Here is a 23,765-nt window from a genome sequence, read left to right as displayed (position 1 = left end):
CGGCCTCCGGCCCATCCCCCCGCGCGCCCGGGATCCCCGGCATGAGCACGGCCAGGGCCTCGGCCCGGTGGATCCGCGCCGACCTGAGGGCCCGGCGGGGGCAGGCGCTCCTGACGGTGCTCGCGGTCGCGGGGATCGTCACGGCGCTGATCGTCTCGGTGACCCTCCTGGAGGACGGCACCAACCCCTGGCGGGGACTGTTCACCGAGTCCCGCGGCGCCCACGTGTGGATCCACACCGGGGACGCCCCCGACGTGACCGCGCTGTCCCGCCTGCCGGGCGTGGCCGAGGTGGCCGGGCCGTACCGCACCGCGCCGGTGACGCTCACCCTGGAGGGCAAGAAGTCACCGGTGGCGCTGCGCGGGATGGAGGCGAGACCGCCGGCGGTGGCCACGCCGCTGGTCCGGCAGGGGCGGTGGCTGCGCCCCGGCGACACCGACGGCGTGGTCGTCGAGCGGTCCTTCGCCGAGGCGCTGGGCCTGCGGATCGGCGCCTCCTTCCCGGTCACCGCGCTCAACGGCGCCTCGCACCCGCTGACCGTGGTCGGCCTGGCCGACACCGCCGACCAGGGCTTCTACCCCGAGTGGACGCCCGGCCTGGCCTGGACGCTCACCTCCACCCTCGCCCGGGTCGAGCCGGCGCTCGGCCGCAGCGAGTCGGTCACCGGCCTGCGGCTCGTGGACGGCGAGGACACCCTCCCGGCCGTGCACGGCGCGGTCACCCTGCTGAACGACCAGATCCGGCGCATGTCCACCTGGCGCGAGGTCCGCGCCGCCATGGAGCTGGACAACCGGCTGCTCGGCCTGCTGCTGGCGCTGTTCGGCGTCACCGGGCTGGTCGCCGCCGCGCTGGCCGTCGCCAACGCGGTGGGCGGCCGGGTGCTCACCCAGACCCGCGACATCGCCACCCTCAAGTCACTCGGCTACACCCGGGGCCAGATCTTCGGCCTGCTGACCGTGGAGCACGGCGCGCTCGGTCTGCTCGGCATCGCCTGCGGGCTGGTCTGCGGGCAGCTCGTCGCCTTCTTCGCGCTGGACGGGGTGCCGCTCCTGCCGCCGTCGCCGCTGCCGCTACTGCTGATCATCCTCGGCACCGCCGCGGTGGTCGTGGTCGCCGCGGCCCTGCCCGCCTGGCGCGGGGGCCGCACGCCGCCGCTGCCCGCGGTGCCCGCCGCGCCGCCCCGGGGCCGCCTGTCGCGGATGGCCCGCCTCGCCCTCCTGGTACGGCTGCCGCCCGCGCTCGTCCTGGGCACCCGCGACGCCTTCACCCGGCGGACGCCCGCGCTGCTGAGCATCTTCGGCCTCGCCGTCCCGATGATGATGATCACCATCGGGCTGGGGTGCTGGGCGACCCTGGACGACTTCCTGCGCCACCCCGAGCGGGTCGGGCAGGCGGCGGCGCTGGTCGTCCACCCCGACAAGCTCCCCGCCGAGGAGGCCGCCCGGCTGGCCGCGGCCGACCCGCAGGTGCGGGCCGTCTACCCCGGCGCCGAGGTCTCCGCGCTGGAGCCGGAGCAGACCAGGACCGTCCTGGCCAGGGCGCTGGGCACCTCGGCCGAGCCGTACCCCTTCCGGGTGGCCGAGGGGCGGATGTTCGCCGCCCGCGGCGAGGCGCTGGCCGGGCAGGGGCTGCTCGACCTGCTGGGCGTGAAGATCGGCGACCGGGTGCGGATGACGGTCGGCGGCACGCCGCTGATCGTGCACATCGTGGGCCGGGTGGTGGAGCCCGACCAGGACGGCGAGGTGCTCTCCCTGGGGATGGACACCCTCGCGGCCAAGGACGCGGTGCCGCCGCAGTTCTACAGCCTGGTGCTCGAACCGGGGGCCGACCCCGCGGCGGTCCGGGCCCGGCTGCTGGCCGCCTCCGGCGAGAAGCTGGAGGTGGCCCGGGTGGTCAACCCGGCCGATCGGCTCTCGGTCATCCGCGTGGTGATCGTCGCGCTGATCGTGGTGCTCTCGCTGCTGGGCCTGGCGAACCTGCTGACCGCCAGCGCCCTGGGCCTGCGGGACCACGCGCTGGACCTGGCGGTGCTCAAGGCCATGGGTCTCACCCCCCGGCAGGTGGCCGCCACGCTGGTCACCGGCACCGGCCTGCTCGTCGTGCTGGGCGTGGTGGCCGGCGCCGCGGCCGGGGCCTCGGTGGTGGCGGGCCTGGTCGACCTGCAGGGCCACACCAGCGGCGTCGGCGCGGGCATCGGCCGGGCCCCCTCGCCGCTGACCCTGACGGTGGCGGTGGTCGTCGCGGTCGGCGCGGCCCTGCTGGTCGCCCTCATTCCGGCGAGGAGAGCCGCCCGCGCCCAGGTCCCGGTCACGGCCCGGTAGCCACGGCCCGATAGCCACGGGCCGGCGCCGTCGGCGCCGGCCCGCCGTCATGCCCCCAGGTCATGCCTCAGCTCATGACGGCGCGGTCACCTCGCCCGCCGGACGCCGAAGCCGGTGCGGTACGGCGGGGCCGTACCGCACCGTCTTCCGGGCGGGACCGTCAGGGGCGGGTGAGGGAGAACCAGTAGAAGCCGTAGGAGGGAAGGGTCAGCAGGTAGGGCAGGGTCCCGATCTGGGGGAACGGCACCGAGCCGCGGGCCTCGACCGGCGTCATGCCCTCGAAGCGGCGCAGGTCCAGCTCGACCGGCTGGGGGTACTTCGACAGGTTGTTGACGCACAGCATCAGGTCGTCGCCGTCCTCACGGATGAAGGACAGCACGGACGGGTTGCCGGACCACAGCTCGTTGTAGACGCCCGTGCCGAAGACCGGGTGGTTGCGCCGGATCTCCAGCATCCTGCGGGTGAAGTGCAGCAGCGACGCCGGGTTCCTCTCCTGGGCCTCGACGTTGATCGCCTGGTAGCCGTAGATCGGGTCCATGATGGTGGGCAGGTACAGCCGGCCCGGGTCGGCCTGGGAGAAGCCGGCGTTGCGGTCGGGGCTCCACTGCATCGGGGTGCGGACCGCGTCGCGGTCCTCCAGCCAGATGTTGTCGCCCATGCCGATCTCGTCGCCGTAGTACATGACCGGCGAGCCGGGCAGTGACAGCAGCAGCGCGGTGAACAGCTCGATCTGGTCGCGGTCGTTCTCCAGCAGCGGGGCGAGACGGCGCCGGATGCCGAGGTAGGCGCGCATGCGCGGGTCCTTGGCGTACTCGGCGTGCATGTAGTCGCGCTCTTCCTCGGTGACCGTCTCCAGCGTCAGCTCGTCGTGGTTGCGGAGGAAGATGCCCCACTGGGCCTTCTCGGGGAGCTTCGGCGTCCGGGACATGATCTCGGAGATCGGCTCGCGGCTGCCGCGTCGCACGGCCATGAAGATGCGCGGCATCAGCGGGAAGTGGAACGCCATGTGGCACTCGTCGCCGCCGGTGGTCGGGTCGCCGAAGTACTCCACGACGTCCTCGGGCCAGCCGTTGGCCTCGGCCAGCAGCACCCGGTCGGGGTAGAGGCGGTCCACCTCGGCGCGGACCTTCTTCAGGTAGGCGTGCGTCTCCGGCAGGCCGGAGCAGGCCGTGCCCTCACGCTCGAACAGGTACGGCACCGCGTCGAGGCGGAAGCCGTCGATGCCGAGGTCCAGCCAGAACCGCAGCACCTCCAGCATGGCCTCCTGGACCGCCGGGTTGTCGTAGTTGAGGTCCGGCTGGTGGGAGAAGAAGCGGTGCCAGTAGTACTGCTTGCGGACCGGGTCGTAGGTCCAGTTGGACTCCTCGGCGCCGATGAAGATGATCGGGGCGTCGGGGTAGCCGGTCGGCTCGTCGGCCCAGACGTAGAAGTCGCCGTAGGGGCCGGTGGGGTCGTGGCGGGACGCCTGGAACCACGGGTGCTTGTCGCTGGTGTGGTTCATCACCAGGTCGGTGATGATGCGCAGGCCCCGCTGGTGGGCCTCCTCGATGAGCTTCACGAAGTCCGCCAGGTCACCGAACTCCGGCAGGATCTTCATGTAGTCGGAGATGTCGTATCCGCCGTCACGCAGTGGCGACTCGTACAGCGGCAGCAGCCACAGACAGTCCACGCCGAGCCACTGGAGGTAGTCCAGTTTCTCGATGAGGCCGCGGAGGTCTCCCGTGCCGTCGCCGTTGGAGTCCTTGAACCCGCGGACCAGCACCTCGTAGAAGACCGCGCGCTTGTACCACTGCGGGTCGGAGGAGACGAAGTCCTCGGACACGGTCTCGGGGGAGGGGGATGCGTGCATCGTGTTCTCGCTCAGGGTGAGAAAGGGCAGGACGATGTCGCCGGTCTACCGGCTGAACATGTTGTGATCACCGCGCTGGCCGGGAGTCGTCATCCCCATGAGCTCCGGGCCCCGGTCGGACCGAATTTGTGATTCGGTGCCATCCGTTTGTGGCGCTTTATCCGCGAAGACTACCAGCCGGAGGGGCGCGGCGAACCCCCAGAAATCGGACGGTCTCCGCTCCGTTCCGCGGATTCCCCGCGAGTATCGCGCCATCCGCGCGTAGCCGTCACGACACTTACCGTTTCTTTACCGGAAAGCCGTCGGCCGCGACCACGCTGACCTGGGCGTACGGGTGCCCGGCCGGGTCGCGCCGACGGTGATGGGAAAGGGCTTTCCGAGAGTGTCGCCCGGGAGGGCCGGGTCCGGAACGGCGTCCCTCAGGCCCAGGGCGGGGTGAGGCCGGTCAGGCGCTCCTCGCGGTCGGTGAGCCAGGCTCCGAAGAGCACCAGGCCACGCACCCAGAACCGGTCGTTCCACCCGTTGAACCGCGCCAGGGCGTCCGGCCCGGCGGCGACGACGTCCTGGAGCTGCTCCGACAGGAGCGTGGGCACCGTCGAGGCGACCCGCGCCAGCATGCGGTGGCCGTACTCGCGGGCCGGCGCGGCGGCCGAGCGCAGCGGAACCCGCTGGAGCGGCTGCTTGACGACGTTGGTCGAGGGCAGCGCCGCGACGCGCGGGTTGGCCGCGTGCAGCAGCTCCCGGTAGAAGCGCCCGCCGTCCTTGCGGGCCACCCCCACCGACAGCGCCGCGTCGAAGAAGGCCGGGTGCATGAACGGCGCGGCGAACGACACCTCGGGCCCGACAAGGTTGACCGCCGAGCGGGCGATGCCCTTGGCCGTCCGGGTGTGCAGCACGGAGAGGGGCAGCTCGGCCCGGTGGCCGTTCAGCATCGAGGTCGACTGGGCGAAGGCCGTCCGCACCGCCGAGCCGATCCACTCGGCGGCTGCCTCGGACAGGAACGGCACCGAGGGGGCGCCCAGCGATAGCGAGCCCAGCAGAGCGGCCTTGCGCTCGGCCTGCGAGGAGGCGGTGATCGCGGCCCCGCTGACCATGAAGTTCTTCAGCAGCGGCCCGCCGGCCAGGCCGTCCACCAGGGTCCGGCCCGCCCGGTGGACCTCGCGGGCGAAGGGGGCGTACCAGGCGTGGTGCGGGGTGAGGAACTCGAGACGCCGGGCGACGTCCAGCGCGTCGGCGGGATAGGCGGCGGCGTCCTGGGGGATCACGCGGTGCCGTACGCCCAGCTCGCGGGTGATGGCGCGGGCGAAGGCGATGTCGGTGTCGGTGCCGTCGTCGGGGCTGGTCGTCCACGACTCCACGTCGGCGCCCCGGGCCACCGCGACCGAGCACAGCAGCCGCGAGTCGTAGCCGCCGCTGACCGGCACCAGCAGCGGCCGGTCCTCGAAGTCCTTGTAGACCTCGTGCAGGATCTCCAGGATCTCCCCGGCCGAGCGGCCCGCCTCGAACGGCTCCTCGCGCAGCCAGCGGGGCAGCATCCGCTCGGTGGCGATCCGGCCGGTGGCCCGGTCGAGCACCAGCGCCCCCGACCCGGTCAGCCGCTTGACGCCGGTGTAGGGGGTGTCGTCGCGGAGCGGGAAGGTGACCTGGATGATCGCGGCCCAGGCCTCCCAGTCGACCTCGTGCGGACCGCGCGTCAGCGACAGCAGCGGCTCCAGCAGGGAGGAGAAGTAGACCACGCCGTCCAGCGCCAGGTAGTAGACGTCCACCAGGCCGAGTCCGCCGGCGTGCAGCACGATCCGCTCGCCGTCGCCGATCAGGCCGGGCGTCTCGAACTCCTCCGCCACTCCGATCCACGACCGTGTCCGGCCGGGTCCCGACGGCCCGCGCTCACCCCAGGCGAACGCCCACGTCCCCTCGCCGCGGTGGTACGGCGGCAGCGGCGAGGAGCTGAAGAGGGCCGCTCCCGGCTCGCGCAGCGCGGGCCGCACCCGCGGCCCCGCCTGCCGGAGGGTCTCCAGCGCGGCCTCGTCGAGGTGGCCGATGCCGCCGCAGACGTACGGCCTCACATTGAACGTCGGCCACTGCACCGTGCTACTCCTCTTTGTCGAGATTGAGTAAAGGGTATCCTTTCGCCCGGCTCAGGAATCGGAGGACGACGTGGCGGGCGATCAACTCGAGAGCACACGGCTGGCGCTGCGGGACGCCGTTGCCCAGGCGGAGCGGGCCGCCGAGCTGGCCAGGCTGCTCGACGCGGCGCAGGCGAAGATCGCCGACGCGGAGCGCGCGTCGGCCGAGGCGAACACGCTGCGCGAGCGTCTGGAGCAGGCCGAGAAGGGCCTCGCGGCGGCGCAGGCGGCCGAGGAGAAGCTCCGCCGCGACCTGGCCGAGCAGCGCTACCAGGCCGAGGTGGCCAGGTGGAAGCTGTCGTCGGTGCAGGTGGCCCGCTGGTCCCGGCTCGGCGACGCGATCAAGACGGGCAAGAGCAACCCGGTCCGGCTGGCGCGGGGCCTGCGCGGGGCCGCCAAGCCCGCCAAGCGCCCGGTCGCGCCCAAGCGGCAGCCCATCCCGGTCACCAAGAAGACCGACCGGCAGGTCCCCGGCGCGTCGTTCCAGGCCACCACCTCCACCCGGGTCATCGGCGGCGCCTCGGTCAAGCTCAAGCCCTTCCGCGTGCCGACCGGCCCCAACACCCGCCCCCACCTGACGGCGGCCGTCGTCGCCGAGCCGCACGCCGAGGCGCTGCTGCGCTACGAGTGGCGCCAGACCGCCGGGTTCACCCCCGGCGACTTCGCCCGCGCCCTGTCGGCCGAGGTCCCGCACCTGCTGCTGGTGGAGTCGGTCACCGGGGGCCCCTGGGCCGACGAGGTACGCGAGGCCGGCCCGGCGCTGCGCGCCCTGCTGGCGTGGTGCGCCGAACGGGGCATCCGCACCGTCTTCTGGCACACCCACGGCGAGGTCGGCCGGTTCGCCGCCGCCGCGAGCCTGTTCGAGCACGTCGTCTCGGCGCTGCCCGGCACCGTCAAGGAATGGGGCGCCACCCTGGCGGCGCGGGAGCCGGAGCCCGGCCGCCGCCCGCCCTCCCTGGGCCTGCTGCCCTTCGCCGTCCAGCCCCGGGTGCACAACCCGCTGCCGCTGGCCGGGGACCGCTTCGACCGGGTGCTGACCCTCGCGGAGCTGCTCCCCGCCCACCTGGCGTATCCCGACGTGCTCACCTCCTACCGCTGGCCCAGGGCCGTGTACTGCCCGCCGGGCACCGAGCCCTGGCGGATGGCCGAGCTGGCCGCCTGCGGCACGCCGATCACTCCGGTCGACCCGGCCGAACCCGTGGCCGCGACGCCGCCGCAGGCCGGGCCGCCCGCCCCGCCGGACGCCCTCGCCCTCTCCGCCGACGACCGCCGGGCCCACGTGGCGCTCCGCCAGTCCTACGCCGCCGGCACGATGAGCCAGAAGGTCGACGACCTGCTCGGCGCGGTCGGCCTGCCCAGCGCCCGCGCCACCCTGAACGTCTCGGTCATCCTGATCGACCGGGGCGACCTCGACCACGCCCTCGCCCAGGTCGCGCCGCAGAAGGGCGTCGTGCAGCTCGTCGTGCTGTCGGACGCCCCCGACGCGGCCGAGCGGGCCCGCGCCGCGATGCCCGACCGGGTGGACGTCGCGGCCCGCCGCACCGAGTCCGGGCTGACCCTCGGCGGCATGCTGAACCGCGCCCTCGACCTGTGCGAGGGCGACCTGGTCGCCGTCATGGACGGCCGCGACCTCTACGGCGAGCACTACCTGACCGACCTCGCCCGCCCCTTCCTGTTCACCACCGCCGACATCGTCGGCAAGGCGGCCTACTTCGCGCACATGCGCGACGTCGCCGCGACGGTGCTGCGCCAGCCGTCGGCCGAGTACTCCTACCTCCCCGAGGTCTCCGGGGCGACGCTGCTGGCCCGCCGTACCGTCCTGCGCGGCATCGGCTTCGCCGACGTCTCCGAGGGCTGGGACGAGGTGCTGATGCGCCAGTGCCGGGCCGACGGGGTCAAGGTCTTCTCCGCCGACCGCTACGGCTACGTGTGCGTGCGCGACCGCGACCGCTGGCTCCTCGGCGCGGCCCGGCTCGTCGACTACGGCCCGCCCGAGCCGCACGCGCTCGTCTAGACTGCGCGGCGTGGCACCGCTCACCGGCGCGTTCACCGACGTGGCGCCGCCCGCCGGCGCGCTTCCGGGCGGCCGGCCGTGACGCCCGGCAGGCTCGCGGAGGTCCTGGGCCTGCCGCCGATCCCGCGCGGCACCTGGGCCGAGGCGGCGACGTACGTCTCCCCGGCCGCGCTGCGGCGCGGCGAGGACCCGGAGGCGATGGCCGCGCGGCTGCGCGCCCTGCCCGGCATCGCGGACGTGCGGGTACGGCCCGGCGGGTTCCTGGAGATCGAGGTCGCCGTGCCGGGGGAGCTGGTCACCGAGATCGGCCCGGCCGCCGCGGTGGCCGTGGCCCCCGCCGCCGGTCCGTCCCCCTGGCCGGACTTCCCGCGGACCTGGGCCAACCCCGGCTTCGCCGTACGGTACGCCCACGTGCGGGCGGCGGCCGTGCAGCGCTGGGCCGCGGAGCTGGGCGTGACCGGGGACTTCCGGCCCGGACTGCTCACCGGGCGCCGGGACCGCGCCGTGCTCAGGTCGCTCGCCGAGCTGCCCGGCAGGCGGGTGAGCAGGGACCCCGGCTGGGCCGCCTACACCGAGCAGCTCGCCCTGGCCTACCACGACGCGTTCGAGCGCGCCCCCGCCCTGCCCTCGGGCGACGAGCCGCCCTCGCCGCTGCACACGGCCCGGGTACGGCTGGCCCGCGCCGTACGGGACGTGCTGTCCGAGGGGCTGGCCGCACTCGGCGAGACAGCGCCGACCGGCCTGTGATAGACCCTCACGGACAGTCCGTGAGGAACCTTTACGGAGCGAGCGGACGGGAGGGGTCGATGAGCGGTCCGCGGGACTGGTCGCCCGGGGAGCCGCGGCGGCCCGGGGTGGTCCGGCGCGTCCTGCCGGTGGCGCTGGCCTTCGCGATCATCGCCTGCGGGACGGTCTACCTCCGCGGCGACCTCCAGGGCCTCATCGGGACCGCGCCCGGCTCGCCCCGGTCGGTCGCCGCCACCCATCGCCTCTACGCCGCCACCCGGCCGGTCGGCGGACGCTGCGCCGGGCTGCCCCGCGATCCCGACGCCCGGGCGGGCGTGACCCTGCGCGCCCTGGCCCGCTGCCTGGACGGGATGTGGGCGGCGTCGCTCGCCGAGGCCGGCATCGACTACACGCCCCCTGCCGAGCTGCGGCTGGTGCGCGTCCCCGCGGACGCCGCGTGCGGCAAGGAGGACCACGACTGGGCCGGGATCTACTGCCCGCGGGAACGCGTGGTCAACGTGCTGGTCCAGAGCGGAGGCCGGGCGGCCCCGATGATGTTCACCCTCGCCCACGAGTACGCCCACCACGTCCAGGAGGTCAGCGGGATCGCCGACAGGCGGGGCTCGGAGACCTTCGACGAGGCGTGGTCACGGCGGCTCGAACTGCAGGCCGACTGCCTGGCCGCGGCGGCGCTGCGGGTCGTCGGGCCGCGCCTGCTGCGCGAGCAGCGCCGGATGGCCGCCGCCGACGCCGGCGACCCGGACGGCCAGGCGGCGAGCTACCGCCAGTCGCACGGCTCGGGCGCCAGCAGCGCCGCGTGGATCGCCCGGGGGCAGCGCACCGGCACGGTGGGGGCGTGCAACACCTGGGGCGTCCCGGCGACGCAGGTGTCCTGAGACCCTCCCGGCGGCCGGGGCGACGGCACGGTCTCCCCGGCGCGGTCTCCCGGCGGGGCGGGGCCGGGGCGCGGATCTCCTCGCGGCGGAGGCGGGAGGAACGTAAAAATATCGCGCCCCGGGTGTGAAACGCGTGAAAAATTCATGCCATTGGGGAGGACGTCGTCTCGACAGGTGGTCATCGGTCTCATCGGCGCCGCCGGGTCCGATAGCCTCGATCGGGTGAGTCGATTCGCCCATCCCGCCGGTGACCGGCACGCCGAGGTGCTGCCCGAGGAGCGCCCTCCGCACGCGCCCGCCGACCTCAACGGACTCGATCCCCACATCTGGCCGCGAACGGCCGGCCGTGACGGCGGCGCCGTCACGATCGGCGGCGCCGACGTCAGGGACCTGGTCGCCGAGCACGGCACGCCTCTCTACGTGGTGGACGAGGAGGACTTCCGCTCCCGGTGCCGCGACTACCGCGAGGCGTACGCCGACGGCGACGTCCACTACGCCGGCAAGGCGTTCCTGTGCCGTGAGACGGCCCGCTGGGTCATGCAGGAGGGGCTGGGCCTCGACGTGTGCAGCGGCGGCGAGCTGGCCGTCGCGCTGAGCGTCGGCTTCCCGCCCGAGCGGATCACGATGCACGGCAACAACAAGTCGCTCGCCGAGCTGGAGCGGGCCGTCGAGGCCGGTGTCGGGCACATCGTGGCCGACTCCTTCGAGGAGATCGCCCGTCTGGGCTTCCTCGCCGACAAGCACGGCAGGCGCCCCCGGGTGATGATCCGCGTCACCGTGGGCGTGGAGGCGCACACCCACGAGTTCATCGCCACCGCCCACGACGACCAGAAGTTCGGCTTCTCCCTCGGCAGCGGCGCCGCGGCCGAGGCGGCCCGCCGCGTCCTGGCCCTGCCCCAGCTGGAGCTCGTCGGCCTGCACTCCCACATCGGCTCCCAGATCACTGACACGGCCGGGTTCGAGGTCGCCGCGCGGCGGCTGGCCACGCTCCTGGTGCAGATCAAGGAGGAGCACGGCGTCGTCCTGCCCGAGCTCGACCTCGGCGGCGGCTACGGCATCCCCTACGTCGAGGGCGACACCGCGCCCGACGTCAAGGTGATCGCCGACGGCCTGCGGGAGATCGTCACCAGGGTGGCCGAGTCCGCCGGCCTGCCGGTGCCCCGGCTGACCGTCGAGCCGGGCCGCAGCATCGCCGGCCGCGCGGGTGTGACGCTCTACGAGGTCGGCACGATCAAGGACGTCGAGGGGCTGCGCACCTACGTCAGCGTCGACGGCGGCATGAGCGACAACATCCGCACGGCCCTGTACGGTGCCGAGTACACCGCGCGCCTGGCCTCCAGGGAGAGCGACGCCGAGCCGATGCTCTCGCGCCTGGTGGGCAAGCACTGCGAGAGCGGCGACATGGTGGTCCGCGACCTGTGGCTGCCGGCCGACCTCGCCACCGGCGACCTGGTCGCGGTGGCCGGCACCGGCGCCTACTGCCGGTCGCTGGCCAACAACTACAACTACCTCCCCAAGCCCGCCGTGGTGGCGGTCAAGGACGGGGAGTCCCGGGTGATCGTCCGCCGGGAGACCGAGGAAGACCTGCTGAGGGGCCAGCTGTGAGGGCGGCCGTGAGCGAGAAGGGTGGTGCGGGCGCGTGGCTCTGAAAGTAGCCCTCCTCGGGTGCGGCGTCGTCGGCTCCCAGGTGATCCGGCTGATGCGAGAGCAGGCCGACGACCTCGCGGCGCGCGTCGGGGCCCCGCTGGAGCTCGCCGGGGTGGCCGTGCGGCGGCCGGGCCGCAGGCGCGATACCGACGTGGACCCGGCCCTGCTGACCACCGATGCCGAGGCGCTGGTCGCCCGGGACGACGTCGACATCGTCGTCGAGGTGATCGGCGGCATCGAGCCGGCCAGGTCCCTGATCCTGGCGGCCATGAAAGGCGGCAAGTCGGTCGTCACGGCCAACAAGGCGCTGCTCGCCGAGGACGGCGCGACCGTCCACGCCGCGGCCCGGGCCAACGGCGCCGACCTCTACTTCGAGGCGGCCGTCGCCGGGGCCATCCCGCTGATCCGCCCGCTGCGCGAGTCGCTGGCGGGCGACCGCGTCCACCGGGTGATGGGCATCGTCAACGGCACCACCAACTACATCCTCGACAAGATGGACTCCACCGGGGCGTCGTTCTCCGACGCGCTGGAGGAGGCCCAGGCCCTGGGGTACGCCGAGGCCGACCCCACCGCCGACGTCGAGGGCTTCGACGCCGCCGCCAAGGCCGCGATCCTCGCGAAGATCGCCTTCCACAGCCGCGTGACGGCCGCGGACGTCCACCGCGAGGGCATCACCGAGGTCACCGCGGCCGACGTGGCCGGCGCCAGGGCGATGGGATGCGTCATCAAGCTGCTGGCGATCTGCGCCCGCTCCGACGACGGCCGCTCCTTCGGCGTACGGGTCCACCCGGCCATGATCCCCAGGTCGCACCCGCTGGCCGGGGTCCGCGAGGCGTACAACGCGGTCTTCGTGGAGGCGGAGTCGGCCGGTCGGCTCATGTTCTACGGCGCGGGCGCCGGCGGCGCCCCGACGGCGAGCGCCGTGCTGGGCGACATCGTGGCCGTGGCGCGCAACCACCTGGCCGGCACCCGCGGCCCGGAGGAGTCCACCTACGCCGACCTGGCGGTGCACCCGATGGGCGAGACCGTCACGCGCTACCACGTCTCCCTGGACGTCGCCGACAAGCCGGGCGTGCTCGCCCGGGTGGCCGACATGTTCGCCAGGCAGGACGTCTCCATCCAGACCGTCCGCCAGGAGGGGCACGGCGACGACGCCCAGCTCGTCCTGGTCACCCACCGGGCCGACGACGCCGCCCTCTCGGCCACCATCCAGGGGCTGCGCGAGATGGACATCGTCCGCGACGTGGTGAGCGTCATGCGCGTCGAGGGCGAGGACATCGCCTGATCCGCCGCGAGGCCGGCCCGCCCCGGGGCCCCGCGTCAGGGGTTCCCGGGGCGGGCCGTTCCCGCGACGGGCGCCCCGTTCTCGCGACCCGGGCCTGATCCGGCCTGCGCGGCGGCCCGGGCGGTCCGCCGCCGGAGTTCGGGGCCAAGGTCCGGGGCCGTCCCGGCGGTTCCGCCGGGACGGTTCGGTGACATCCCGTGCATCGGTGATCACCGGCTTGTACCGTGGTGCGCATGCTCCCCTCCGCCGCCCGCAGGGTCGTGTCCACCGACAGGACCGTCCGCCGGACGCGGCCGCCGGCGACGGCGGCCGTCCTGACGACGCTTCCGGTCGTGCTTCTGACGGCGCTTCTGACGGCGTTCCTGACGGCGCTTCCCGCGATGCTCCCGGGGACGCTTCCTGGCGTGGCGGCCCGGGCGGACGGCCAGGGGGGTCCCGGGGCCGCCGGGCACCGTACGGCGGGAGGGGGCGGCGCGGAGGCCGACGGGGCCCGCGCGGCGGGAGCGGCCGGGACCCGGGCGCCGAAGCGGGCCGGGGCGATCGTCTCGCTGACCTTCGACGACGGCGACGCCACCCACCCGGCCGTCGCCCGCACGCTGGAGCGGCACGGCATGCGCGGCACCTTCTACGTCAACACCGGCACGGTCGGGCGCGAGCGCAAGCTGACCCGCCGCGGGCTCGCCGCGATCGCCCGGGCGGGCCACGAGATCGGCGGTCACACACTGACCCATCTCCGCCTGCCCGAGCTGTCCGCCGCCGAGCAGCGCGCCCAGATCTGCGACGACCGCAGGAAGCTGGTGGCCTGGGGATACCGGCCCGCCACGCTCGCCTACCCCTTCGGCTCGGTGGACGCCCGCGCCGAGGCCGCGGCCCGCCGGTGCGGCTACGACGCGGCCCGCGACGTCGGCGGGCTCCGCGAGTTCTCCTGCCCGGCCTGTCCGGCGGCGGATACCCTGCCTCCCAGGGACCGGCACGCGATCCGCACGGCGAGCTCGGTGGGCCCGGACACGCCGCTGCGGCGCCTGAAGCAGCAGGTCTTCGACGCCGAGAAGAGCGGAGGGGTCCTGCCGCTGGTCTTCCACCGGGTCTGCGAGGGCTGCGGCGACTACTCGGCGTCGCCGAAGCTGCTGGAGGACTTCCTCGGCTGGCTGGCGACCCGCGAGTCGCACGGCACGGTCGTCCTGCCGCTGGGGGAGGCGGTCGGCGCACGCTACCGCCCGCTGCCGCGCGGAGAGTGACCTGCCCGGCCTCCGGCACGCGGGCCGGATTCCGGCTCGGCTTCGTCGATGTCATCGACGCTCCGCCCGGCCTCCGGCGCACGGGCCGGATAGGACATTTCGTGAAAAATAGCCTTTCATCCTCGCTATCCTTCGCTGGTGCCCGTTCAGCCTTCCCCCTCCCCGGACGCCCCCGAGTCCCCCGTCCCGGACACCGCTGAGACGGATCCCGCCGAGGCCGGTCCCGCTGAGACCGGTCCCGCGACCCCCGAGGGGTTCAAACGAGCCGCCGACGGACCGGTGGCCGAACTGGTGTGGGACGGCCGGAACTGGGCCGCCGACGGCGAACCGCTCGGCGAGCGTCCGAGCGCCGCCGAGGCCGCCCGCCTGCGGCCGTTGCGGGGCCTGGCCGTACGGTGGCCCGCCGAACCGGTGCCGGCCGGCACGGTCACCGGGCTGGCCGCCGCCGGGGTGCCGCTGCACGCCGCCGCCTCGCCGGTCTGGGTCGAGCCCGGCCTGGCCCGCCTGCTCGCCGCCTGGGCACCCGCGGACGACACCGGCGGGCCCCGTTCGGTGACCGCGCTGCGCCGCGAGGAGCACAGCGTGCGGCTGCGCCGCCACGCGCTGCGCGGCCCGGCCGCCGGGACGGCGGGAGCCACCGGAGCCCGCGCCGGGGCCGGGGCCGCGGCGGGCGCCGCGCCGAAGGTCAGCGTCGTGATGTCCAGCATGCGGCCGCACCACCTCGGCCAGGCGCTCACCCAGATCGCCCGCCAGCGGGGGGTGGAGGTCGAGGTCCTGCTCGCCCTGCACGGCGTCCCGGCCGGCCACGAGGCGGTACGGCGGGCCCTGACCGCCTGCGAGGTTCCGGTGACGGTCGTCGAGGTCGCCGCCGACGTCCCCTTCGGGACGGCGCTCAACACGGCCGCCCTGCGGGCCGGCGGCGACTACATCGCCAAGTGGGACGACGACGACTGGTACGGGCCCGAGCACCTGGCCGACCTGCTCATGGCGCGGTCCTACTCCGGCGCCGACATCGTGGGCACCGCCGCCGAGTTCTTCTACCTGGAGCCGCTGGACGCCACCGTCCGCCGCACCGACTACACCGGCGAGATCTGGTCCGACCACGTGGCCGGCGGCACGATCCTGCTCGCCCGGGACCGGTTCACCGAGACCGGCGGCTTCCCCGCCCTGCCGAGCGGGGTGGACGCGGCCTTCCTCAAGGCCGCCCACGCCGCCGGGGCGCGCGTCTACCGCACCCACGGCCTCGGCTACGTGCTGCGGCGTTCGGTACGGGCCCAGCACACCTGGCGGCTCCCGCTCGCCCACTTCCTGCGCGTCGCGTCCAACCAGTGGCGCGGCTTCCGCCCGAGCCTGCTTCTGGAAGCGTGATGACAGCACGGATCCCCGGCAACGACCACCGCGTCCTCACCCCGCCCGAGCTCGGCGCCTGGACGCCCTCGCTGCGGGTCAGCGTGGTCGTGCCCGCCTACGGCGGCCAGGACAAGCTCGACCTGGTGCTCGCGGGGCTGGCCGGACAGAGCTACCCCGCCGAGCTGACCGAGGTCATCGTGGTGGACAACGGGAGCGACCCACCGCTGCGCCTGCCCGCGCTCCGGCCGCCGGGCACGAGGCTGATCACCTGCCCGGTCCCGGGCCGGGCGCACGCCCGCAACGCCGGGCTCGCGGCCGCCACCGGCGACGTGATCCACTGGCTCGACTCCGACGTGGTCCTCGACCGCCGGTCGATCGAGGCGCACATGCGCTGGCACCACGCGGCGCCGTACCTCGTGGTGACCGGCTACCTGCGCTTCACCCCCGCGGAACTGCCCGCGCCGGAGGCGGTGGCCGCCGCCGGCGACCTGGCGGAGCTGTTCGAGCCCGCCGAGCCGCACGCCTGGCTGGTGGACCTGATCGAGCGCACCGGCGGCCTCACCGACAACCCGCACCGCGCGTTCAGCCTGCACGTGGGCGGCGCCACCTCGGTCGGCGCCGCGCTGCTCACGGCGGCCGGGCCGATGGACACCGACCTCATCCTCGGCCAGGACACCGAGATGGGCTACCGGCTCGCCCAGGCGGGCGCGGTCTTCGTGCCCGAGCCGCTGTCCCGGGCCTTCCACCTCGGCCCCACCATGCGGATGCGCGGCAAGGCGCCGATCGACCGGGTCAGCCACGCGTTCGTGGCCGACCGGATCCCGTCCTACCGCTGGCTGCGCTCCCACCCGGCGCGGCAGTGGAAGGTGCCCTACCTGGAGGTGGTCGTCGAGGCCGGCGGGCGGGCGGGCTACGACGAGGTCCGCGCCACGGTCGACGCCGTCCTCGCCGGCACCCTCCCCGACGTCGCGGTCACCGTCGTCGGGCCCTGGGACCGCGTCGCCGCCGAGGGCCGCGCGCCGCTGCGGAACCCGGACCTGGAAACGGCGCTGGTCCGCGGCCACTACGCCCACGAGGGACGGGTTCGCTTCGCCCTCGCCGCCCCCGGGGCGGCCCGCGTGACCGTGCCGTACCCGGGGGAGGCGGCGGGGGAACGGAGGCCGGAGGGGGAGCGGGGTTCGGTGACGGCGGCGCCGTACCGGCTGCGGCTGCCCGCGGGCTGGACGCCGGGCGAGGACACCCTGGCGCGCCTGCTCGACCTGGCCGTCGAGGGCGAGTACGGCCTGGTCTCCGTGCTGCTGGCCGAGGAGGCCGGGAACGCCGGGACTCCCGGAAACGCCGAGGACGCCGAGGACCCGGGGAACGCGGACGGCGCCGAGGGCGCGGAGAAGGCCGGGGACACCGGGGATGCCGGGGGCGCGGCGAATGAGGGGGACGCCGGGGACGCGGGGCTGGTGACGGCCCGGCTGGAGCGCACCGCCGCGTTCGCCCGCGCCGCGATCGTCGCCGGCGAGGGCGAGGACCTCGACGACGCCGTGGACGACGTCTTCGGGGTCCTCTGGGTGGACGGCGAGACCCACGGGTTCACCGCGGGACCGCGGCAGATCACCGGACGCCGGAGCGCCTACCGGGACCGGACCGAGGCGCGGGCCGAGGCCGACCGCCTCGCCAAGGAGGCCGAACGGCTCCGCGGCGAGGTGGCCCGGTGGAAGGAGGAGTCGGGCCGCTGGCGCAGGAACGCCGTCGAGCTGCGGCGCGAGGTCGGGGGGCTGCGCAAGGAGCTGGCGGCGGCCCGCAAGGAACTGGCCGCCGCCAGGAAGGTGATGCAGCTCGGCCTGCTGTCGTCGGTCAGGCGGGCGATCACGCGCCGCCGGTGACGACTCCGGCTCCGCCCGGGGAACGGTCTCCCCGGGCGGGCGATCACGCGCCGCCGGTGACGACCCCGACCCCGCCCAGGAAGTAGTTCCCGATGCCCCGGTAGGGCACCTCGGTGCCCGGTTCGGGACGCCACTCGGGAAGGTTGACGATGCCCGGCTCCACCACGTCGAAGCCCTCGAACATGCGGACGATCTCCTCGCCGGTCCGGGCGACGAAGGGCGCGGACGCCCGGTCGTATGCCTGGGTGACGGCGCCGGCGGCCTGGGGCCGGGCGTCGATCGCCACGTGCGACATGATCAGGTGGCTTCCGGGCGCCATGGCGTCGCGCAGCGTGGCGATGACGCCCAGCGGGTCCTCCTCGTCCGGGACGAAGTGCATGACCGACAGCAGCAGGACCGCCACCGGTCGGTCGAAGTCGATCGCCGCCCGCACGTCCGGGTCGGAGAGGATCTCGCGGGGGCGGCGCAGGTCGCCCTCGACGATCGTCACCCGGTCGTCCTTGCCGAGGATCGCCCTGCCGTGGACCAGGACGGTCGGGTCGTTGTCCACGTAGACGACCCGGGCGCTCCGGGCGACCTGGTGCACGTTGTTCTGGGTCGGCAGGCCGGCCCCGAGGTCGAGGAACTGGTCGATGCCGGAGGCGGCGGAGAAGGCGACGGTGCGGCCCAGGAACGCGCGGTTGAACCGGGTGCTGTGCCGGATCTCCGGGACCGCGGCCAGGGCCCGTTCCGCGGCCTCCCGGTCGGCGGGGAAGTTGTCCTTGCCGCCCAGGTAGTAGTCGTACATGCGGGCGACGTTGGGAACGTCCGCACGAATGCCCTTGGGTATCTGGTCGGTCACGAGCCGCTCCCCCGGGTGGTTTTTCCGAAATGCGGTGATCATATCGGTAGGAGGGCCTTGGAGAAGCGCCCCCGGAGCTGACAAGATCGCCGCATGGCCGCCTCCTCCCCGCGCCGGGTCCTTGGCCTCCAGCTCGCCGACGGCATCGGCCGCGGCAACATGTGGGCCTTCCTGTCCCTGGCGTTCACCTCGACCATGGTCATCTCCTTCCTTCCCGCGGCGCAGCCGTACGTGCTGAAGGGCGTCCTCGGCGTCGCCGAGGACGACACGGGGAAGATCGTCGGGTTGCTCGGCTCCGCCGCCGAGATCGCGATGATCGCCAGCCTGGCCTGGTACGGGGCGCTGGCCGACCGGTTCGGCCGCCGGCCGATCGTGGTCATCGGGTTCACGCTGTGCGCGCTGGGCGCGGGGCTGTTCCCGTTCGCCGGGAACACCGGCGTGCTGGTGGCGCTGCGGGTGGTCTTCGCCCTGGGCGTGGCCGCGCTGAACGGCATGCTCTCCACGCTGGCCATCGACTACGTCCGCGACCGCTCCCGGGGGAAGTCCTACGGCCTGGTCGGCCTGTTCAGCGGGCTCGGCGCGATGGTCGCGGTGCTCGCGCTGGTCCGCCTGCCCCAGGCCCTGGAGGAGGGCGGAGCGGAGCCGGTCACCGCGGCCCGCCTGTCGTTCCTGCTCGTCGCCGCCACCGTCCTCGGCGTCGCCGTGCTGATGCGGTTCACCCTGTCCGCCGCGCGGGTCAGCGAGAGCGCCGCGCGCGTCCCGCTCACCCGCCTGGTCCGCGAGGGCGTGACGCTGGCCCGCGATCCCGGGGTGGCGCTGTCCTACGCCGCGGCGTTCGTCGCCCGCGCCGACCTCGCGGTGGTCGCCGGCTTCCTGTCGCTGTGGATCACCGACTACGCCACGAGGGAGCACGGCATGTCGGCCGCCGAGGCGCTGGCCCGCGCCGGGGCCGTGGTCGGCGTCGCGCAGACCGTCGCCATGCTCGGGGCGCCGCTGTTCGGCTGGCTGGGCGACCGGATGCGCCGCCAGGACGTGCTCATCCTCGCCCAGGTGGTCGCGGCCGTCTCCTACCTGTCCACGCTGCTGGTCGACGACCCGCTCGGGGCCGGGATGATGCCGGTGGCGGTGCTCGTCGGCCTGGGGGAGATCGCCGCCATCACCACCGCGGGCCCGCTCCTGGCCGAACGGGTCCCGGCCGCCGTACGCGGGTCGGCCTACGGCGTGCAGACGCTCTGCGGGGCCGTGGGCATCCTGGTGGTCTCCTCGCTCGGCGGCGCGCTGTACGACTCCTGGCGGCCCGCCGCGCCGTTCGTGATCTCGGGAGTGTGCGGCCTGCTCGTCGTCGCCTTCGGCCTGGCCGTACGGCGGCGCATCGCGCCCCCGGCCGCCGAGCGCGAGGACGAACCCGCCACCGCCCACTGACCCGGCCCGTCGCCCGCCGCCCCGGCCCGCCCGCCGCCCGTCCCGCCATGCGCCCGTCCGGCCGCCGGGCGGGCGCGCCGTACGGGCCGTACGGGTGGGTCAGTCGGAGCGCAGGGTCGAGCGCAGCAGGGAACGCCAGTTCCGCCGCCGGGCCGCCGCGGACGCCGCCCGCCCGGGGACGCGCGCGGACGGCCGGGCGCCGCCGGAAGCCGCCTGCCCCGTCTTCGCCGCCTTGCCCGCCTCCGCCGCCTTGTCCGCCTGGGCGGTCTCAGCCGTCTTCGCGGCCTTCTCCGGCCGGGCCGCTCTCCCGGGCTGAGCCGCTGCTTCCGGCTGGACCGCCTTCTCCGCCCGTGCCGCCTGGGCGGCCCGCGCCCCCTGCGGCCCCTTCCCCGGCTTCCCCGTGCTCTCCGTCTTCCGCGCCTTCTGGTCCTTCCGGTCCTTCGCAGGCCAGAAGTCCGCCCGTGCGCCGTGCCGTACGCCGTGGGTCGCCTCGATCGAGGCGGTGACGTCGGCGGCGCCCAGCAGCAGCGCCCGGCCCAGCGCCTCGGTCCGCACCAGCGTCGCCGGGCCGTCCTCGCCGAGGTCCACCACGAGCATGCCGGACCGGTCGTCCTGCATCGCGGCGATCATCCGCTCCAGCGAGTCGCGGCCCAGCGGCACCGAGACCGGGCCCGTGTAGCGGAACGGGATCGGCGCGGGCGTGACCGTGATCCCGCCGACCCCGCCGGCCGCGCTGGTCCCGCCGGTCGCGGTGATCCCGTCGCCCTCGTCGGTCAGCCGTACCCGGCGGTCGTGGGCGAAGTGCTCACGCAGCAGCCGCAGCTCGAAGAGGGGGTCGTCCGGCCCGGGACGGTTCTCCGACAGCTTCGACCAGGGGGCGACGAGGGTGACCACCACGTCGGGCAGCGACCCGGACAGGGCCGCGCCCACCGCCGCGCGCACCCGCCCGGGGTCCGGGTCCTCCCCGAGACGGAACACGATCTCCACGTACGGCACGAGCCACTGGCGGCCCGGGTCCTTGCGCAGGTCGCGGCGGAGCGGCACGCGCTGGGCGAGGTAGGGCGCGACCGTGCGGACCGCGCGCTCGCGGTCGAGGCGCTGCGCGGGGATGCCCAGGTGCACCGCCTGGGCCTCCATGTCGGGCACGAACACCACGCCGTGCGCGGCGAGCCGGTAGGCGAACTCGGTGTCCTCGCCGCGCAGGACGGCCGGGTCGAACCCGCCGACGGCGTGGAAGACCTCCCGCCGCAGCGAAACCGTGGGGCCGGTGCACACGTGGTAGGGGTTGCGGCTGGTCCGCAGGCCGTTCGTGCGGGCGATCGTCTGCTCGGTGGAACTGGCCTGCGCCGCCGACAGGTCGAAGACCTCCCCGAGCGAGCCGGCGCGCACCGCGTCGTGCACCTCGCCGGGGGACAGGACGGGCTCCTCCACGAACCGTTTCGCGCCGATGGCGACGACGTACCCGGCCAGGTGGTGCCAGCGCGCCAGCGCCTCGATGTGCTCGCGGCAGACGACCATGTCGGAGTCGAGCCGCTGGACGATCTCGCCCCCGGCGCGGGCGGCCCCGGTGTTGACCGCGTGCGCGATGCCCCAGCCGCCCGGGGCGGCCGGCTCGATCCTGGCGCCCGGTGGCGCGATCTCCGGCAGCCTCAGCGGGGGGTCGCTGCCGTCGTCCACCACGATCACCTCCATGAGGTGGGCGGGGTAGCTCTGCGCGGCCAGGGCGGCCAGGGCGAGATCCAGCCGGTGCTGGCCGCCGCGCGCCGGGATGACCACGCTGACCGGCAGGGACGGCTCCCACGCGCCGAGCGCGGGCGGGGTCAGGGGGGAGTGGTCGTTGTGCCGGATCGGTGGCGGCCCGGCCGCTGCTCCATCCGTCATCCGAGAATGCCCCTTGTCTGCGTCGCCGCTTGTCAAGTTCCCGCCGACCATACCCGGGCAGCCTGAGGGTTTCCTGTACGGTGCCGCCGAGGCTGGGCGGATGCGTCCCATCTGGTGGACGGCGAATCCCGTCGCGCGGGCGGTTGCCCGTAGAATCGTGCCAACACCGCAGGTAGCGCGCGTGGTGTCACCACGCGCGAGAGGAGCAATCATGACCAGGGCGTGGCGTGGCCTGATCGAGGAGTACCGTGACCGGCTTCCGGTGACCACCGCGACGCCCGTCGTCACGCTCCTGGAGGGCGGCACGCCGCTCGTCCCGGCTCCCCGGCTGTCGGCGCTGACCGGCTGTGACGTCCACCTGAAGGTCGAGGGCGCGAACCCGACCGGCAGTTTCAAGGACCGCGGCATGACCATGGCCATCAGCAAGGCCGTCGAGGCCGGCGCCAAGGCCGTCATCTGCGCCTCCACCGGCAACACCAGCGCCTCCGCCGCCGCCTACGCCGTACGCGCGGGCCTGACCTGTGCCGTGCTGGTGCCGCGCGGGAAGATCGCGATGGGCAAGCTGGCCCAGGCGCTGGTCCACGGGGCCCGGCTGCTCCAGGTCGAGGGCTCCTTCGACGACTGCCTGGAGATGACCAGGAAGCTCTCGGAGAGCTACCCGATCGCGCTGGTCAACTCGGTGAACCCGTTCCGGCTCCAGGGGCAGAAGACCGCCGCCTTCGAGATCGTGGACGCCCTGGGCGACGCGCCCGACATCCACTGCATCCCCGTCGGCAACGCCGGCAACATCTCCGCCTACTGGATGGGCTACACCGAGTACGCCGCCGACGGCGTCGCGACCCGTACGCCGCGCATGTTCGGCTTCCAGGCCAGCGGGGCCGCGCCGATCGTCAACGGCGCGCCGGTCTCCCACCCGCACACCATCGCCACCGCGATCCGCATCGGCAATCCCGCCTCCTGGCACCTCGCCGAGGCGGCCCGCGACGAGTCCGGCGGCCTCATCGACGCCGTCACCGACCGGCGAATCGCCGCCGCCTACAAGCTCCTGGCCCAGGAGGAGGGCGTGTTCGTCGAGCTGGCCTCTGCCGCCAGCGTGGCGGGCCTCCTCCAGGCCCACGAGCGGGGACTCGTCGCCCCGGGGCAGCGCGTCGTCTGCACGGTGACCGGCAACGGCCTGAAGGACCCCGACTGGGCCATCTCCGGCGCGCCCGCCCCCGTCACGATCCCGATCGACGCCCACGCCGCCGCAACAGCCCTGGAACTCGCCTGACACGTGACGCCGGCGTGGGTCGTCCTTGAGCGGGTCCGGGCCGCCACACAAGGAGACCAATGATCAATGTTCCCCGCGGGAAGGCCGTCGTCAGGGTCCCCGCGACGAGTGCCAACCTGGGCCCCGGATTCGACTCGCTCGGGCTGGCGCTCACCCTGCACGACGAGGTCGAGATCGAGATCGGCACGACGGGCGGGCTGAGCGTCGACGTCGAAGGCGAGGGCGCCGGGCAGGTCGGCGCCGGTGAGGACCACCTGGTCGTCAGGTCGATGCGCGCGGCCTTCGACCTCTTCGGGGTCAAGCAGCCGGACGCGGTCCGGATGGTCTGCCGCAACCGGATCCCGCACGGGCGCGGCCTCGGCTCCTCCTCGGCGGCGATCTGCGCCGGCATCGTGGCGGCGCGCGCCCTGGCCTTCCCGGACTTCCCGGGCGGCGGCGGGGACGCGCCGTCGGAGGACGCCCTGCTGATCCTGGCCACCGAGATCGAGGGGCACCCCGACAACGTGGCGCCCTGCCTGGCCGGGGGGCTGACCATCGCGTGGACGGAGCAGTCCGGAGTTCCGCGTATGGTGAAACTGGCCCCCCACCCCGATGTCCGGCCCGTGGCCCTCGTTCCGGGGCACCGGCTGTCCACCGAGGTCGCCCGAGGTCTGCTTCCCGCGCAGGTGCCGCACGCCGACGCCGCCGCGAACGCCGCCCGGACCGCCCTGCTGGTGGCGGCCCTGACCACCAGGCCGGAGCGGGAGCTTCTGATGGCCGCCACCGAGGACCGCCTGCACCAGGGTTACCGCGCGCCTGCGATGCCCCGGACCGCGGATCTGGTACAACGTCTGCGCGGGATCGGCGTCCCCGCGGTCGTCTCGGGGGCCGGTCCCACGATCCTTGCGTTTTCCACAGGGGATACGCAGGATTTGATCGCACCGGAAGTGGGTAATGATTGGCACATCCAGCCACTGGATGTCGAAACCCACGGTGCCGGCGTCGTCTCTGCCGAGACACGCTGATGCCTCTTCGACCTTCAG

16 protein-coding genes are annotated in these 23,765 nt (G+C 74.4%); 12 read left to right on the top strand and 4 right to left on the bottom strand.

Features of this window, described 5'->3' with window-relative positions; genetic code table 11:
• Positions 1-41: 41 nt before the first annotated feature.
• The gene (locus tag HDA43_RS08810) at positions 42-2,321 is read left to right on the top strand and encodes an ABC transporter permease (RefSeq protein ID WP_179819248.1); all 2,280 of its coding nucleotides are present in this window, start codon (positions 42-44) and stop codon (positions 2,319-2,321) included.
• Positions 2,322-2,481: 160 nt separating this feature from the next.
• Here the strand turns inward: HDA43_RS08810 and treS are convergent, their stop codons facing one another.
• The gene (gene treS / locus HDA43_RS08805) at positions 2,482-4,170 is read right to left on the bottom strand and encodes a maltose alpha-D-glucosyltransferase (protein ID WP_179819247.1); all 1,689 of its coding nucleotides are present in this window, start codon (positions 4,168-4,170) and stop codon (positions 2,482-2,484) included.
• Between the two features lie 419 nt (positions 4,171-4,589).
• A complete protein-coding gene (locus HDA43_RS08800) occupies positions 4,590-6,257 on the bottom strand; it encodes an asparagine synthetase B family protein (RefSeq protein ID WP_179819246.1) in 1,668 nt (555 codons plus the stop codon).
• Between the two features lie 70 nt (positions 6,258-6,327).
• On the opposite strand from HDA43_RS08800, the gene HDA43_RS08795 reads away from it, so the two are divergent.
• From HDA43_RS08795 to HDA43_RS08760, 8 genes are all read left to right on the top strand, one after another.
• On the top strand, positions 6,328-8,310 hold the full coding sequence (locus HDA43_RS08795) for a hypothetical protein (protein WP_179819245.1): 1,983 nt from the start codon (positions 6,328-6,330) through the stop codon (positions 8,308-8,310).
• A gap of 78 nt (positions 8,311-8,388) precedes the next feature.
• On the top strand, positions 8,389-9,057 hold the full coding sequence (locus tag HDA43_RS08790) for a DALR anticodon-binding domain-containing protein (protein WP_179819244.1): 669 nt from the start codon (positions 8,389-8,391) through the stop codon (positions 9,055-9,057).
• Between the two features lie 59 nt (positions 9,058-9,116).
• Positions 9,117-9,932 carry a neutral zinc metallopeptidase gene (locus tag HDA43_RS08785; protein WP_179819243.1) on the top strand — a complete coding sequence of 272 codons (816 nt, stop codon included), beginning with the start codon at positions 9,117-9,119 and terminating at the stop codon, positions 9,930-9,932.
• 222 nt (positions 9,933-10,154) lie between these two features.
• A complete protein-coding gene (gene lysA / locus HDA43_RS08780) occupies positions 10,155-11,537 on the top strand; it encodes a diaminopimelate decarboxylase (RefSeq protein ID WP_179819242.1) in 1,383 nt (460 codons plus the stop codon).
• A 34-nt stretch (positions 11,538-11,571) separates the two neighbouring features.
• Positions 11,572-12,864 (top strand): homoserine dehydrogenase, encoded by a 1,293-nt coding sequence (locus tag HDA43_RS08775; protein WP_179819241.1) that lies wholly within the window; start codon positions 11,572-11,574, stop codon positions 12,862-12,864.
• Positions 12,865-13,097: 233 nt separating this feature from the next.
• Positions 13,098-14,102: a polysaccharide deacetylase family protein gene (locus HDA43_RS08770; RefSeq protein WP_179819240.1), complete on the top strand. Its 1,005-nt coding sequence runs from the start codon at positions 13,098-13,100 to the stop codon at positions 14,100-14,102.
• A gap of 138 nt (positions 14,103-14,240) precedes the next feature.
• Entirely contained in the window at positions 14,241-15,470 is a 1,230-nt protein-coding gene (locus tag HDA43_RS08765; protein ID WP_312873118.1) for a glycosyltransferase family 2 protein, read from the top strand.
• Positions 15,470-17,329, top strand: coding sequence for a glycosyltransferase (locus HDA43_RS08760; RefSeq protein WP_179819239.1), 1,860 nt, complete (start codon positions 15,470-15,472; stop codon positions 17,327-17,329). The genes HDA43_RS08765 and HDA43_RS08760 overlap by 1 nt, the downstream gene beginning before the upstream one ends.
• Before the next feature lie 43 nt (positions 17,330-17,372).
• Here HDA43_RS08760 and HDA43_RS08755 read toward each other — a convergent pair whose 3' ends face one another.
• Positions 17,373-18,170 (bottom strand): SAM-dependent methyltransferase, encoded by a 798-nt coding sequence (locus HDA43_RS08755; protein WP_179819238.1) that lies wholly within the window; start codon positions 18,168-18,170, stop codon positions 17,373-17,375.
• Positions 18,171-18,263: 93 nt separating this feature from the next.
• On the opposite strand from HDA43_RS08755, the gene HDA43_RS08750 reads away from it, so the two are divergent.
• The gene (locus tag HDA43_RS08750) at positions 18,264-19,592 is read left to right on the top strand and encodes an MFS transporter (protein WP_179819237.1); all 1,329 of its coding nucleotides are present in this window, start codon (positions 18,264-18,266) and stop codon (positions 19,590-19,592) included.
• A 99-nt stretch (positions 19,593-19,691) separates the two neighbouring features.
• Here the strand turns inward: HDA43_RS08750 and HDA43_RS08745 are convergent, their stop codons facing one another.
• Positions 19,692-21,473: a glycosyltransferase family 2 protein gene (locus HDA43_RS08745; protein ID WP_179819236.1), complete on the bottom strand. Its 1,782-nt coding sequence runs from the start codon at positions 21,471-21,473 to the stop codon at positions 19,692-19,694.
• A gap of 211 nt (positions 21,474-21,684) precedes the next feature.
• Between HDA43_RS08745 and thrC the strand changes: the two genes are divergently transcribed.
• Both thrC and thrB read left to right on the top strand, forming a co-directional pair.
• Positions 21,685-22,743, top strand: coding sequence for a threonine synthase (thrC, locus tag HDA43_RS08740; RefSeq protein WP_179819235.1), 1,059 nt, complete (start codon positions 21,685-21,687; stop codon positions 22,741-22,743).
• 59 nt (positions 22,744-22,802) lie between these two features.
• Positions 22,803-23,747, top strand: a complete 945-nt coding sequence (gene thrB, locus HDA43_RS08735; protein ID WP_179819234.1) for a homoserine kinase — start codon at positions 22,803-22,805, stop codon at positions 23,745-23,747.
• Positions 23,748-23,765 lie beyond the last annotated feature (18 nt).

Source organism: Streptosporangium sandarakinum (genome assembly GCF_013409935.1).
Classification (GTDB): domain Bacteria; phylum Actinomycetota; class Actinomycetes; order Streptosporangiales; family Streptosporangiaceae; genus Streptosporangium; species Streptosporangium nondiastaticum.
Note: the sequence above shows the minus strand (reverse complement) of the source record. Positions and strands in the feature narration are given on the sequence as shown.

Coding starts and splice junctions, on each gene's coding strand:
- HDA43_RS08810 (WP_179819248.1), top strand. CDS start 42: ATGAGCACGGCCAGGGCCTCGGCCCGGTGGATCCGCGCCGACCTGAGG.
- treS (WP_179819247.1), bottom strand. CDS start 4,170: ATGCACGCATCCCCCTCCCCCGAGACCGTGTCCGAGGACTTCGTCTCC.
- HDA43_RS08785 (WP_179819243.1), top strand. CDS start 9,117: ATGAGCGGTCCGCGGGACTGGTCGCCCGGGGAGCCGCGGCGGCCCGGG.
- HDA43_RS08770 (WP_179819240.1), top strand. CDS start 13,098: ATGCTCCCCTCCGCCGCCCGCAGGGTCGTGTCCACCGACAGGACCGTC.
- HDA43_RS08760 (WP_179819239.1), top strand. CDS start 15,470: ATGACAGCACGGATCCCCGGCAACGACCACCGCGTCCTCACCCCGCCC.
- HDA43_RS08750 (WP_179819237.1), top strand. CDS start 18,264: ATGGCCGCCTCCTCCCCGCGCCGGGTCCTTGGCCTCCAGCTCGCCGAC.
- HDA43_RS08745 (WP_179819236.1), bottom strand. CDS start 21,473: ATGACGGATGGAGCAGCGGCCGGGCCGCCACCGATCCGGCACAACGAC.
- thrC (WP_179819235.1), top strand. CDS start 21,685: ATGACCAGGGCGTGGCGTGGCCTGATCGAGGAGTACCGTGACCGGCTT.
- thrB (WP_179819234.1), top strand. CDS start 22,803: ATGATCAATGTTCCCCGCGGGAAGGCCGTCGTCAGGGTCCCCGCGACG.